Origin of the sequence: Corynebacterium striatum (assembly GCF_016728105.1) — a bacterium.
In the GTDB taxonomy this organism is placed as follows: Bacteria; Actinomycetota; Actinomycetes; order Mycobacteriales; family Mycobacteriaceae; genus Corynebacterium; species Corynebacterium striatum.
The window spans coordinates 556,892-570,823 of record NZ_CP068158.1; the positions used below are offsets into that span (position 1 = coordinate 556,892).

Below are 13,932 nucleotides of genomic sequence, written 5' to 3' on the forward strand. Positions count from 1 at the left end.
TCCATGCACGTTCGCCCCGCCGCGCTTTCCGACGCCGCCGCAATCGCCTCCATCTACAACGCCGCGTCGGCCGCTAGGCCGACTGCCAACTTGGTCACGTGGCAAGAATCCGTCGAGGACCGCATCGCTTGGCTCGAGCAGATGGAATCCGATGGATACCCCGTCTTTGTGGCTGTCGACGACGATGAAATCATCGGCTGGGCAGCATACTTCCAGTTCGTGACCCCGGCAATCTACTGGGGCACCGTAGAAAATTCCGTCTATGTGGCGCCGTCTGCACGCGGTAAGGGCGTGGGCAACGAGCTCATGTGCGCAGTCATGGATGACGCCAAGGAAAATGACTACGTGCAGACGATGATCACCTACATCGTGGACACCAATGAGGCATCGATCGCGCTGCACAAGAAGTTCCGCTTCGAAGAAACCGGACGCATGCCGAATATCCACACCAAGGATGGCGTTCGCCTTGGACTAGTGCACCTGCAGCGTCACTTCGATAGAAGCTCGTCGTCGATGTAGACCGGCCGCGCGGCGGCTACACCGGCCACGGCCATCGCAACTGTGAGGGCAATGAGCACCGCTAGGCTCACCGACCATCCGCCGGTTGCCTGAGCCACGAGGCCAAAAATGAAGGGAAAACCACCCGCCAAGAGGTAGCCGCCTGGTTGGACAAACCCCGATAACCGCGCCGTCACCGCTGGCTCGCGGGTGCGAGCTGCGAGCAGGGCCAGTGCGAGTGGGAAACACATTCCGCCAATCCCCATGAGGCTCGCCCAAATCAACGGCGCTGCTGACGCATTGACCAGCACGCCAATCCAGCCCGCAGCTGTGGTCGCAGCAAGGATAAGAGGCACCGGGCGCAGATCCCGCAGGCGCTCGATGAGCACCGGCATCACTAGTCCGCCAATGATGTTGAAAGGGCCGATGAGGGCAAGTGAGACTCCAGCAGTTCCACTTCCGACGCCACGCGAGACAAGCATGGTGGGCAGCCAGCCCATCTGCACGTAGGCCATGGTTGACTGCAGGCCGAAGAAGAACAGTAGCGCGACGGCGGTGGGCGAACGCCGCAGAGGAATGTTGCCTGTTGTGGAAGGCTCCACTGGGTCAAACCCCACGTGGCGGGTGGCAATGAACCAACCCACCGCCTGCAGCACCACAGGAATGGCCCACAGGAACAAAGAGGTGCGCCATGCTGCGAGGTTCGCGGACAACGGTCCGAGGGCGCTGGATAGACCCAACACCGTGGTGTAGGTAGTCATCAGCGCCACCATCGTGCGGCGGCTGCCGTAGGTCTTAATCCAGGCAGGCAGCAGGATGTTGGTCACGGCGATGCCGCCAACGACCAAGAATGTCAGTGCAACGAAGGCCCCAAAGTTGTTGACCCAGGGTCTGGCCGCCAAGCCGATGAGCAAGGCGAGGGCGCCTGCAAGCAGGGTGGGGCTGAGCCCACAGCGGCGCGCGATAGGGACTGCTGCCCACCCCATCGCGGCAAAGCACAATCCCGGCAGGGCCGTGAGAATTCCCGCGCTGGCCGGGCCAATGCCGAAAGCCGCGCTTAAGTCCCCGAGCACGGGAGCCACCGAGGCGATTCCCGAGCGCAGATTAAGCGCGGTGAGGGTTACTACCGCAAACGCGAAAGCGGTCGCGATGCTACGGCTTTGCCGCATCCTACTTCTGAACTGGCGCCCACTCTGGGCCAGTCTCGGCGAGCTCTGGGTCAAGCTTGGCCACCAGTGGCTTCGGCTTGCTCAATGAGGTGCCAGGAACCACGTCGACGCGCTGCCACGTGGCCTGCTGTGCGGTGTAGTCACCCGTGATGATTGGGTACGGGTGGTTCTCCGGTGGCAGACCCACGCCAACCAGCTCAACTGGGATGTCATCGACGACCTCTTGGATCTCCGGCTGGGCAGCCCATACACCATCGCGACCTAGGGTCTCATGCACCTTCTGCGCGGTAAACGGCAGGAAAGGCGTGAGCATGACGTTGCAGTCAGAGACCACCTGCAGTGCGGTCCACAAGACGGTGGCAAGGCGCTCGCGCTGAGTCTCGTCCTTGGCCAGTTTCCATGGCTCCATCGCTGCGATGTAGGCGTTGGCCTCACCCACCACGTGCATGATGGCAGTAATGGCCTGCTTGAACTTGGACTGTTCAAGGTTTGCGGCTGCGGCGGCGAAGGTGTCCTCAGCTAGCTGCAGAATGGCCTTATCTGCGTCCTCCAAAGCAGCCGGTGCAGGAACCTCGCCGAAGTTCTTGTGCGCCATGGACACGGTGCGGTTTACCAAGTTGCCCCAGCCGTTGGCCAGCTCGTTGTTGATTCGGCGAACGAACTCATCCCAGGTGAAGTCGGTGTCATTGTTTTCTGGGCCAGCCACTGCAATGAAGTAACGCAGCGCATCCGGGCCAAACTCCGCGAGGAAGTCCTTGACGTAGATGACAACGCCCTTCGAGGAAGAGAACTTCGAGCCGGACATGGTCAGGTACTCGGAGGACACAATCTCCGTAGGCAGGTTGAGCTCGCCATACTTATGCAGATCTCCACCCTTGGCGCCCTTGCCTGCGTAGCCCAAGAGCTGGGCCGGCCAGATCTGGGAGTGGAAGGTGATGTTGTCCTTGCCTTGGAAGTAGTAGTGGCGAGCATTGTCGTTCTGCCAGAAGTCCTTCCATGCATCCGGGTTGCCGGTACGGTGTGCCCACTCGATGGAAGAAGACAGGTAGCCGATGACCGCGTCGAACCACACGTAGAGCTTCTTAGCGGAGTTCTCCTCCCAGCCCTCTACTGGAATTGGAATACCCCAGTCGATGTCACGGGTCATGGTGCGCGGGCGCATGTCCTCAAGCAGGTTGAGGGAGAACTTCAAGACGTTCGGGCGCCAGTCCTCACGGGTCTTGAGCCACGCTTCGAGAGCGTCCTTGACGGAAGGCAGGTCGAGGAGGAAGTGCTCGGTCTCGATGAATTCCGGGGTCTCACCGTTAATCTTGGACACTGGGTTGATGAGGTCAACCGGATCCAGCTGGTTACCGCATTCATCGCACTGGTCGCCGCGAGCGCCGTCAGCGCCACAGATTGGGCAGGTGCCCTCGATGTAGCGGTCAGGCAGGGTGCGGCCAGTCGACGGCGAGATAGCTCCCTGGGTGGTCTCCTTAAGCATGTAGCCGTTCTCGTAGAGACCCTTGAAAAGCTCCTGGACCACCGAGTAGTGGTTGCGGGTCGTGGTGCGGGTGAACATGTCATAGGACAATCCCAGACCCGCAAGGTCCGTGACGATCTGGCGGTTGTAACGGTCAGCAAGCTCGCGGACGGTCACGCCTTCTTTGTCAGCCTGCACGAGCAGCGGAGTGCCGTGTTCATCGGTACCCGAGACCATGAGAACGTTGCGGCCACGCATTCGCTGGAAACGAGCGAAGACGTCCGAAGGAACACCGAATCCGGCCACGTGTCCGATGTGGCGGGGTCCGTTGGCATAAGGCCAAGCAACATTAACTACTACTGACTCAGTCATGCACACCACTCTATCGAAGCCGGTAGACAAAGTGCGCGTTAAGGGTGCCTTGACGCCACGCATAAAGAAATCCCCCTCCCCCAGTCTCCCCGGTCAAGGGATGGGCTAAGGAAGGAGGATTCTCCTGCGCAATACGCACTGTGCGGAGCTTTGGAACGCCTAGTGCTTGTGGTGTGCCTTCTTGCGCTGCTGGCGACGCTTCTTGAGCTCTTCTGCGCGCTGGTACTCGCGGTGCAGACGACGCTCGCGTGCCAGCTTACGCTGGAATGCCTGGGACTCGCGGTATTCCAAGTAAATGACGTCGTTGCTGAGCGCCTTGTAGATGGCGAACATCAAGCCAACAACAATAAAGAGGAATGGGAGTGCAGCCACAATAGTGACGTTTTGCAGGTTGGAGAGGGAGTTCTCATCAGCCAGCAGCAGGGTCAGACCAACAGCCGCGGTGGCAACGCCCCATGCTGCGGACAGCCATGGCTTGGCGTTGGATGCACCATTCTGAGACATCGAGCCCATAACGGTAGAAGCCGAGTCAGCGGAGGTAATAAAGAAGGTTGCGAGCAGGATAGCTGCAATGATGCCGGCGATGAAACCACCAGGCAGGTTGTGCAGCAAATTGAACAGCTCAACCTCAGAGGACTCGCCGGAGATGGAGTTGCCATTCTGCTCCATGTGGATTGCGGTACCGCCGAAGATGGCGAACCACACGGTGGAAAGGCCAGCCGGGATCAGCATGACGCCGATGCAGAATTCGCGGACGGAACGGCCACGGGAAATACGTGCCAGGAACATACCGACGAATGGGGACCAGGAGACCCACCATGCCCAGTAGAAGATGGTCCAGGAGGACAGCCACTCGCCTGCTTCGCCGTTGTTGGACTCAGCAGTACGGGAAATCATCTCGGTGAACGCATTCAGGTAGTTACCGATGGAGCCCGGAATCTGGTTCAGGATGGAAACAGTTGGACCAAGGATGAACACGAAGATGGCAAGCAGTGCGGCCATAACCATGTTGGCGTTGGAGACATACTGAATGCCCTTGCCCACGCCGGACATTGCGGAAAGCAAGAAGGCCAGGGTCAGCACGAGGACGATGCCAACGACGACCTTCTGGGATGGGTTGTCGATGAGGCCGGAAGCCTGGATACCAGCCTGGATCTGGGTTGCACCGATACCCAGGGAACATGCGGTACCGAAAACGGTGGCGAAGATTGACAGGATGTCAATGATCTTGCCAACCCAGCCATCAGCAGCGCGCTGACCGATGAGAGGCACGAATGCCTGGCTCAGCAGTTGCTTGCGGCCGATACGGAAGGTCGAGTATGCAATTGCGAGACCAACGATGGCATAAACAGCCCACGGGTGAAGCGTCCAGTGGAACATGGCCGTAGCCATCGCAGTGCCGACTTCCTTCGGCTCATGGCCCGGAACACCGTTGAGGTAGTAGTTCAGCGGCTCAGAAGCACCGTAGAACATCAGGCCGATACCCATGCCGGCTGCGAACATCATCGCGATCCAGGAAGGCGTAGAAAATTCAGGCTCTTCATCGATATGGCCCAAGCGGATGGTGCCGAACTTGGAGGCGGCGATGAAGATAACAAATACAACGAAAATCGTACCGAAGAGGACGTAGGCCCAACCAAAGTCGTTAACAACGAAGCTCAGTGCATCGCTAGCAAAGTTTGCGAAGTTGGTCGGAGCAGCCAAGCCCCACGCAACGATGGCGGCAATGAGCACGCCAGCGATGCCGACGATGGTCCAGTCGATTGGAGCATCGTCATCGGCTGCTATTTCAATTTCAGGCTCGGTCATCTCGTGGGGAGCGAAGTCCTCATTGCCGAGCATGTCTTGCAGCTGACTCGTCGCAGATGCTGATTCCAGCTTCTCGTCGACGGTCTGGTACTCGTCGGAAGTTACTGCTGGCGAGTTTGAAGCAGCAACCGCACCTTCTTCCGTCTTAGGATTCTTATCTGGATTAGTCATACAACCCAGAATGTGTGAGTTATGCATGACGCGTCAACCTAGAAAGCGCTGCATAGAACCCCAAAGCCAGAATTTTGGCAGGTTATTTACATTCCCCAGACAGTTTAAAAGACGCAGTTGTTCAACATAAGCAGGCGTTTTTAGCACACGCTAGGTTTTGCCTATAACAATCCTGCAACAATCGCGGATTTATGCGTCTCGAGCCGCCAAATACGCGTCATAAAGATCGCGATTAGTTACTTCGGTTCCAGCTGCTGCTTCTTTACAAGCGTCTTTTGCGCGCATGCCCGAGGAGACGAGTTCATGAACCCGCTCCACCAAATCCTCAACAGGTGCAGGCTCACTCGCACCGCCTTCAATTACGACTGTGATCTCTCCCCTTGCATTGTCCACTGCCCACTGGGCTAATTCCCCCAGCGTTCCTCGCTTGATTTCTTCGTATGTCTTGGTCAACTCCCGGCACACTGCAGCCGAACGCTGAGCGCCGAGGACGTCGGCTGCGTCAGAAAGCGTTTGGGCCAAACGGTGGGGAGACTCAAAGAATACGATGGCCCGCTCCTGCCCCTTGAGGGACTCCAGCCATGTCTTGCGAGGCCCCGCCTTGCGCGGCGCAAAGGCATCAAAGAGGAAGTGGCCAACCCCAAGGCCGGAAAGGGCCAACGCCGTCGGCACAGCTGAGGGTCCGGGGAAACATGTGACAGGCACGCCAGCCTCCACCGCGGCTGCAACAATCGAGTGCCCGGGGTCAGAAACCAGCGGCATTCCTGCATCAGAAACCACCAGCACGGTGCCGGAACGAGCGGCATCGACTAGCGCCTGTGCCCGCTGCGATTCATTATGGTCGAAGTTGGAAACCACTTTGCCCTGAATCTCGATACCTAAAGCGGACGCCAAGCTACGTACTCGGCGGGTATCCTCCGCCGCTACAACGTCTGCTTCAGCCAGTGCTTGCATGAGACGTGCAGAGGCATCCCCAATATTGCCCAATGGTGTGGCGGCGACAATAACTCCACGGGGCAGCGGTTCCAGGCGAAAATTGGTATTCATGGTTCCTAGCTTTCCATAACTTGGGGCACAGACTCCCCAGTTCGGGCTCGCATATCCTAAACTCTTCCAAGTGACTATTGCTACCGCCTCGACTAAAGCCCATGGCAAACCGCTCGGCAAACACGCCATTACAGCGCCTCCTGCACCGATCGCCTACTCTTGGGGCAAACCAGATTGGATTAGCACGGCCGTAATCGGGGTATTGGCTCTCATCACGCGTTTTGTGGGCCTGACCGCTCCGGTAGCTAATGGCACCCCGGTCTTCGACGAGAAACACTACGTACCACAAGCATGGGATATGGTGCGCAGCTGGGACAATCTCTTTATCGGTGGCATCGAATCGAACCCAGGTTATGGCCTCGTGGTCCACCCTCCTCTAGCAAAACAGATCATTGCATTGTCGGAGATGGTTTTTGGATACTCGCCTTGGGGCTGGCGTACGATGACGGCTCTTTTCGGTGTAGCCACCGTCTTGTTGACCATGGCACTGGCACGCCGTGTTTCCGGTTCTTGGCAAATTGCAGCGATAGCTGGGTTTATCGCAGTATGCGACGGCGTATTGCTCGTTTCCTCCAAGTTCGGAATGCTGGATATTTTCCAGGTTTTCTTCGTCGTCGCAGCTGCGTGGGCTTTGGCGCGAGACCATAACCAAATGCGCCTGCGCCTCCATGAAGCTTTCACCTCCGGAAACATGGGTACCTCCAAATTTGGCCCGCGTTTTGGTTTCCGTTGGTGGCGCTTTACCGCAGGCATCTTCTTGGGTCTTTCATTGGGCGTGAAGTGGTCCGGCCTGTACTACATCATGTTCTTTGGATTGCTCTCTGTTTTCAGCGATCTTGCTTTGCGACGCCGCTACGGTGTGCGCCGCTACGTCCTTGGTACCTTGGTGCGTGACACCCCGGCAGCGCTCGCCTCGTTGGTTTTGGTCCCCGTCCTCATCTATGCATGGACTTGGCGTGCATGGTTTGCGTCCGAGACCTCCGTCTACCGTCATGCAAAGGTCGACGGCACTATTGAAGAAGATTCGTGGCTGCTCAACTTGCCTGAACCAATCGCCGGTTGGTTCTACTACCACTCCTCTGTCTTGGAGTTCCACGCCTCGCTCACCAGCTCTGGCGGACACTCCCACCCTTGGGATTCCAAACCATGGGCATGGCTCGTTGCGGCTCGTCCGATTCTGTATTACTCCTCCACGGACCTGGAATGTGGCGACGGCGGTACATGCCGCAAGATGCTGTATCTCTTCGGTACGCCCGCTATTTGGTGGCTTGTCATTCCGGCAGTCTTCTGGGGCCTTTGGTCCCTACTGGTGCGCCGCAACCGCGCCTTCCTGATTCCACTGGTCGGTTTTGCTGCGGGCTTCCTTCCGTGGCTAGCTGCTTTCGACCGTCAGATGTACTTCTTCTATGCCACCGCATTCATCCCATTTGTCATCGTGCTCATTGCGCTGGCTTTAGGGCAGATGATCGGACACGGCAAACAATTGCAATGGCGCTGGCTCAAATCCTTGGCGGGCGGAGAAATCCGGACCGGCTCGTTCGTGGCGGTGTGCTACCTGGCGCTCGTGCTCGCGATGTTTATCTACTTCTCCCCAATCCTCTACGGCTACATCATCCCTGAGAACTGGTACCAATCCATGATGTGGCTCAACAATTGGACCTAGCAGTACTTCACGGCGAGTTAAGTATCCAACGCGAATAGCTTGTCCGCTTGTGGCGACGGAGTCTTAATTCGCGGCAACAGACTAGGAACAACACAAGAAGAAGGCGTGGTGTAGACCATGCCTTCTTCTTGGATCCTGCTGTACACAACCACGTTCATCGAGGCATCGTGCGCAGCGCTTGACGACGCCGCAGGCGCTCCCTTTACGCGCTAGTGCGAGGGGGACGGTGGGCTAATGCGGATCAGCGCCCAGCGAGCGCCAGAAGTCTCGTAGCACGTAACCCTTATCTGCTGCCCAAGCCCAGATCAAAGCCAGTGTGCTCAGGCCGGTAGCGAGGAGAATATAGACTTGGCTCATCACGGTCGTTCCTAGGGCAATGTCCCGCATGGTAAAACCGAAAAGGAACGCAAACATGGTAGCCACGACCGGCAGGGTCCCCGGGATCGAGGCTGGGCGCCAAGCCGCGAAGAGCAGACCGATTGCTAGGCCGAAACGTAGCGCTGCGCCTTCGATAAGCAAGCGGGCACGTTCTGGATCGGCGGAAAGCGAAAGCGTCCCTTCATCCCCTATTACAGCCAATCCCGAGGCACTCGCGACTACGACAATCGCCCATACGGCGAATACCAATCCGAGTGAGACAAGGCCAACGCGGGCAACAGTCAACGCGGTTTGGCGCGCGCTCGATGCCCTATTCCATTCGGACTCAACACCCGCAATGATGACTTCGGAGAGGTCCTGCGGCGGTGCCATTCCTTCTGCCGATTCCACGAAGCTCAAAGAGCGAGACAGCGCGGCGGCCTTGTCACGAAAGGCACGGCATTGGGCGCAACTCTCAACGTGGGCATCGACGACGTCGGCAGGCAACTGCGCCGGCTCCCCGTCAAGCTGCGCGGAAATCGCGGCTTGGACTTGCTCATGCGTCAACACGGCTCAACACCCCATCCAAGCTCGCGCGACCAGAACCGAAGACCACGACCATTAACAGGGAAACGATAAGTACCGCCGGGTACTCAAAGCCGCCGTCGGCCGCAAAAATTCCATTGCCAAGATGCACAAAGTAAAGCGCGCAAGCCATGAATAATGCCAGCGCACCGGCGACGAACGTGGTTAGAAGCCCCACCACCAGCAACGAGCCGCCAACCATCTCGCCGATGGCGGCAATGTAGGCCGAAACATGTGGTTGTGGGATACCCATCGCAGAGAACTGACCCGTGGTTTCGTCTATCCCAGCGAAAAACATTTTGTCTACGCCGTGGGCTACGAAAACGAGACCTAGAACTGCGCGCAGAATAAGCAGCGCGGCATCGCGTACAGCAGGTCTATTCATGAGCATTACACTACCCTGGGACCCCTGGGTACTGACGAATCAACCGCAGGTTGGCAAGCAATGGAACCTTTCAGCCACTCGCGCAGTCCAATAGATCATGACTTACAAATCAGATATTCACACCGATGAAAGCACAATCATTGATAGTAACCTGGCGCCCATGACCAACCCTTTTGCGCGCGATGAAGAAGCCACAGCCCAGTCACCCACCCAATTTATCGACTTTTCTGCGGCACCATCGATGCCCAATCCAGCCTCCGAACCAGGTAACACAACGGGCAAGACCGGCCTTGTGTTTGATTCTGAAGGAGTGGGGCGCCCACCATGGGCCACAACGTCTGCACTACTGCGCGAATATTACGACACGGAATGGGGAATGCCTGTCCGCGATGAAGCCGGACTATTTGAGCGTTTGACCCTAGAAGGCTTCCAGTCGGGTCTCTCTTGGGCCACGGTATTGCGTAAGCGAGATGACTTCCGCATCGCATTTGCAGGCTTTAATCCTGATGCTGTCGCAGCTTTTGGCCCAGCAGAAGTGGAGAGGTTGCTCAATAATCCCAAAATCATCCGCAACCGCCGCAAGATCGAGGCTGCCATCAACAACGCCAACGCCACCATCAAACTCCGCGAAAAGGGTGGCCTGAGTGAATTCATCTGGAGCTTCATGCCCGAGGAGAATCTCTATCCCCGGTTCATGGAAGACATCCCTAAAACTAGTGAAAAGGCCAAGGAACTTTCCAAGGCCTTAAAGAAGGAGGGTTTCACTTTTGTTGGACCTGTGACCTGCCACGCGCTGATGGAAGCAATCGGTATGTTCGATGCCCATCTCATCGGTTCCCACCGCCGCGGTACCTCCGGCGTGTGGGATGACGTGGTTTAACTAACTCACGCGGCGCGATGCCAAGTCGTCACGGCGCTGGCGATTGGTGGCGTGGGGTCCATCGAATCCGTCAAACTCGTCATCGTCAAAATGCACGGGCAGGTGGTCAAAATCCGGGCTGTCGTCATCAATTTCCAGCACTACAGCGCCCGGACGGCGCAAATTGCGGGGGATTGCTAAGGCTTCATCCTCAGCGTTACGCACACCCAAACGAGCGCGGCGCAGATGGTAGACACGGCGCTGCAGCAGAGCTTGTTCCTGACGCACCTGGGTCCGAAGCGCTACCAAGTAGACGATGCTAGACAGGCCCGCGAGGGCCGCAAAGGTCCAGGTCCAACCGCCGAAAACAATGCCTAAAGCAACGGTGAATACGACGGCGACTGCCAAACCAATCAACGTACGCTGACGACGCTGGTAACGGTTGGCAGAAGCAGCCTTTTCAGCTACTGGATCCCAGCCGCCGCGACCTAGTCGGCGCTGTGCAAAAGCAACCTCGTCTGCCGAGAGATCTGTGTCCTCAGCGAGTTCAGATTCCTGCTCTTCCTCCGCTTCAATAGCATGCGGGATTTGGCTTACCTGCTCAGCGCTGTCCACCGCACCTGGGTACATCAAGTCCACCGGGGAGGTGTAAGTGGAATCAATTTCGTAGGCATCCTCCGCTACGTCTGCTACGGCAGGTGCGCTGAAGACCTCTGCTTCCTCAGCTTGGACGTCCTCTGCCACCTCTACGTCAGAGTCTTCTCCAGCCTTGGTTTCATCCTCGATGAGCAGGTCGTCCTCTTCCACGTCGTCGGCATCCTCAGCCGCTGCACCACCTTTGCTTCCGCTTTCGTGGTTGTCAGAATTTTGAGCTAGCTCAGATTGGTTCGAAGGCTCATCCTTAGTCTCTGCGGACCCAACGATCGTGACTTCGTTGTCATCCTCGACCAGCTCACCTTCGATCGTCTCAGGGGTGTGCTCAGCTTCCTCGCTCAGTGCGGACTGCGCAGCTTCAGCTTTGTCACCAAGCTGTGCACCTGGTTGACGCGGATGTGCCTTGGCCTTTGCGGCAGCCCCGGCGATGGTTACTGCTTCCGTTTCTTTGTCATCAACCACGGAGATGTCCGCAGCATCGATGACCTCGAAATCCTCATCGTCTGCCTCGCTCAAACGCACGTCGCGCTTGCCTAAGCGGGGACGGCGGCGGGCAGCAACATTTCCAGAATCGCCTTCGAACAAGACGCGGGTATCGTCAAAGGCCTCGCCGGTGCGGCTCATTGGGCGCTGCGATCGCAGCAACCACGGAGCCAAGACGAAGGCCCAGACCACAATGATGCCGATGATGGGCACAGCAATGGACACGGTAGAGGTGACCTTCCGTAGGGTGCAGAGTTTCTCCCAACGTTAGCGCTTTTCGCCACCAGTAGAGGTATCCAAACCAGTTAAATTACAATGTTGTGACTTGTGTGAAAACAGTGGCGAATTACACCCCCACTAGGGCGCTCAAACAACGCGTACAGCTAAACGATGCGTCCAGCACTGCGCAGACGGTCGACCGCCGTGGTGGAGAAGTCTTCCCGATTCAAGGCCACTAAATGATGATCACGCCATGCACCATTGATGTGCAGATTTCTCCGTAGATACCCTTCCTCACGAAAGCCGCACGCCTTCAGCACCTTCCCGGAGGCTGGATTATCCGGCAAGTACGTGGCTGTCACGCGATGCATTCCGACGCGCCGAAAAGCGTGATCCACGCCCAAGGCACACGCCGCAGTAGCAACACCCGCATGATGGACTGCCGAATGAACCCAGTATCCAATCCAGCACTCTCCAATACTCCCGTGCTGAATGTTCCCTAAAGTCACCTGTCCTACGAAATCCCCGTCTAGCTCAATAATCAAAGGCAACACGGAACCCGAGCGCGCAGATTCGCGTAAGAACATGAGATGGTTGCGCCATGCACTGTGTGAATGCGCATCGGCCCACGATGCTGGCATCGTCGGTTCGACCGGGCGCAGGTGTTCCTCATCGGCGATACGTTGAATGCGCCACGCTTCCCCATCTTTGCGCATCAATGGACGCAGTCGCAGACGAGCGCCTTCCTCCAAGGCAGCAGAGGGGTGCAACTTCACGTATGAAGTGGACTCGGGCCACCCTGGGTGTTCAGGATCAGGCGGGCCGCTCGAGGGCCTGCGCAGCCGAGCCGCCGCAGTACCAAAAGGATCAAGCATGTTTAGCTTCGCTGTGTGAGGAACAAAACGTCGACCACATCACCAGGACGAATCTCCGTGGCTTCTTCCGGAATTCGGATCATCGCATTAGCTTCGGACAAACCAGCCAACAGGTGGGCAGGTGCACCAGACGCACCGCCCAAGCCCTCAACCAGGTAATCAGCGGTTTCTGCGTCGCGCATCAAGCGCGCACGAATAAACCCACGACGGCCCGGGCGGGACTCCATGTGATTGAGAGCTCGCGCCCGCACCACACGACGGTTTGCATTGCGTTTCCCCAGAGACAAACGAATCAATGGGCGCACAAACACTTCAAAGATGACAAGTGCTGAGACTGGATTCGAGGGAAGGAGGAACGTCGGGATACGCTCCTCGCCCAATAGGCCGAACCCCTGGACCGAACCGGGATGGATGGCCACACGAGAAGTATCAATATCTCCCAGTTCGTTGAGGACTTCACGCACAGTTTGGGAGCCGGCACCGCCGACGGCACCGGAAATCACGAGAACCTCACTGCGGCCAATATGGGTTTCCAGTGCCTCACGGATGCGGCGTGGCTCTCCCTCCGCAATTCCTACGCGGTGTACATCGGCGCCTGCTTCTTTCGCAGCAGCTGCCAAGGAATAAGAGTTAACGTCAAAGACTTGACCCAAGCCCGGCTCGCGGTCAATATCCACTAATTCCTTACCGAAAGACAAGATAGTTACGCGAGGTCGCGGATAAACCAAGACCTTTGAGCGCCCCACCGCAGCAAGGAGCCCAATCTGTGCTGGGCCAAGGATGGTTCCCGCCGAGACCGCAACGTCACCCGGCTGAATATCGTCGCCAACTCGACGTACGAAGTCACCAGAGCGAACTGGCCGGTGCGCGGTTACGCGTTTTCTTCCGCGGTCAGTCCATTCAAGGGGAAGAACGGCGTCGGCAAGCGTGGGCAATGGCGCGCCCGTATAGACCCGCACTGCTTGCTTAGGTTGCAGGCGCAGTGGCTGGCGAGAGCCCGCGGGGACCTCACCGACCACAGGAATAGAGCGCTCCACTTCTGCAGCGGACTCCTCTTCTTCCACGTCCTCCTCCGAGGAACGTCGTGCCCTCAGAGCGCGCTCGCCTCCAACGTCGACGGCACGCACTGCATAACCATCAATAGCCGCCTGAGGGAACCCGGGAAGCGGCTGATTAGCTTGCACTTCCTCGGCACACATCAACCCCAGTGAGTTTGCAATTGCAATACGCACTGGTTCCGGTGTCACCGCCGCATCAGTAATCAAAGCAAGCTGGTCATCTACCGAACGCATGGACTGCCGCCTTCCCTTCTCTGCCTACTGCC

General features: G+C 57.7%; 12 protein-coding genes. 3 read left to right on the forward strand and 9 right to left on the reverse strand.

The genetic code is table 11. The features are described from left to right. The first annotated feature begins 3 nt into the window (after window positions 1-3). Window positions 4-519: a GNAT family N-acetyltransferase gene (locus I6I72_RS02575; protein ID WP_201807401.1), complete on the forward strand. Its 516-nt coding sequence runs from the start codon at window positions 4-6 to the stop codon at window positions 517-519. Here I6I72_RS02575 and I6I72_RS02580 read toward each other — a convergent pair. The 4 genes from I6I72_RS02580 to rsmI all read right to left on the reverse strand — a co-directional run bounded on the left by I6I72_RS02580 (window position 489) and on the right by rsmI (window position 6,528). Next, window positions 489-1,667, reverse strand: coding sequence for an MFS transporter (locus I6I72_RS02580; RefSeq protein ID WP_201807415.1), 1,179 nt, complete (start codon window positions 1,665-1,667; stop codon window positions 489-491). The two genes, I6I72_RS02575 and I6I72_RS02580, sit on opposite strands and share 31 nt — an antisense overlap. Window position 1,668: 1 nt before the next feature. After that, window positions 1,669-3,501 (reverse strand): methionine--tRNA ligase, encoded by a 1,833-nt coding sequence (gene metG / locus I6I72_RS02585; RefSeq protein ID WP_034657191.1) that lies wholly within the window; start codon window positions 3,499-3,501, stop codon window positions 1,669-1,671. 159 nt (window positions 3,502-3,660) lie between these two features. Next, window positions 3,661-5,481 carry a BCCT family transporter gene (locus I6I72_RS02590; protein ID WP_034657232.1) on the reverse strand — a complete coding sequence of 607 codons (1,821 nt, stop codon included), beginning with the start codon at window positions 5,479-5,481 and terminating at the stop codon, window positions 3,661-3,663. A gap of 189 nt (window positions 5,482-5,670) precedes the next feature. Further along, window positions 5,671-6,528, reverse strand: a complete 858-nt coding sequence (gene rsmI / locus I6I72_RS02595) for a 16S rRNA (cytidine(1402)-2'-O)-methyltransferase (protein WP_005530121.1) — start codon at window positions 6,526-6,528, stop codon at window positions 5,671-5,673. 76 nt (window positions 6,529-6,604) lie between these two features. Between rsmI and I6I72_RS02600 the strand changes: the two genes are divergently transcribed. Next, window positions 6,605-8,191 carry a dolichyl-phosphate-mannose--protein mannosyltransferase gene (locus I6I72_RS02600; RefSeq protein ID WP_161798074.1) on the forward strand — a complete coding sequence of 529 codons (1,587 nt, stop codon included), beginning with the start codon at window positions 6,605-6,607 and terminating at the stop codon, window positions 8,189-8,191. Window positions 8,192-8,422: 231 nt separating this feature from the next. On the opposite strand, the gene I6I72_RS02605 is transcribed toward I6I72_RS02600, so the two are convergent. Beyond that, on the reverse strand, window positions 8,423-9,118 hold the full coding sequence (locus tag I6I72_RS02605) for a zf-HC2 domain-containing protein (RefSeq protein WP_005530125.1): 696 nt from the start codon (window positions 9,116-9,118) through the stop codon (window positions 8,423-8,425). Next, entirely contained in the window at window positions 9,105-9,518 is a 414-nt protein-coding gene (locus tag I6I72_RS02610) for a DoxX family protein (protein ID WP_034657234.1), read from the reverse strand. The genes I6I72_RS02605 and I6I72_RS02610 overlap by 14 nt, the downstream gene beginning before the upstream one ends. A gap of 241 nt (window positions 9,519-9,759) precedes the next feature. On the opposite strand from I6I72_RS02610, the gene I6I72_RS02615 reads away from it, so the two are divergent. Next, window positions 9,760-10,398, forward strand: coding sequence for a DNA-3-methyladenine glycosylase I (locus I6I72_RS02615; RefSeq protein ID WP_070420053.1), 639 nt, complete (start codon window positions 9,760-9,762; stop codon window positions 10,396-10,398). Here I6I72_RS02615 and sepX read toward each other — a convergent pair whose 3' ends face one another. From sepX to glp, 3 genes are all read right to left on the reverse strand, one after another. After that, window positions 10,399-11,739 carry a divisome protein SepX/GlpR gene (sepX, locus tag I6I72_RS02620; protein WP_049062812.1) on the reverse strand — a complete coding sequence of 447 codons (1,341 nt, stop codon included), beginning with the start codon at window positions 11,737-11,739 and terminating at the stop codon, window positions 10,399-10,401. A 158-nt stretch (window positions 11,740-11,897) separates the two neighbouring features. After that, window positions 11,898-12,608 carry a GNAT family N-acetyltransferase gene (locus tag I6I72_RS02625; protein WP_049152315.1) on the reverse strand — a complete coding sequence of 237 codons (711 nt, stop codon included), beginning with the start codon at window positions 12,606-12,608 and terminating at the stop codon, window positions 11,898-11,900. 2 nt (window positions 12,609-12,610) lie between these two features. Continuing rightward, a complete protein-coding gene (gene glp / locus I6I72_RS02630; RefSeq protein WP_046646362.1) occupies window positions 12,611-13,900 on the reverse strand; it encodes a molybdotransferase-like divisome protein Glp in 1,290 nt (429 codons plus the stop codon). Window positions 13,901-13,932 lie beyond the last annotated feature (32 nt).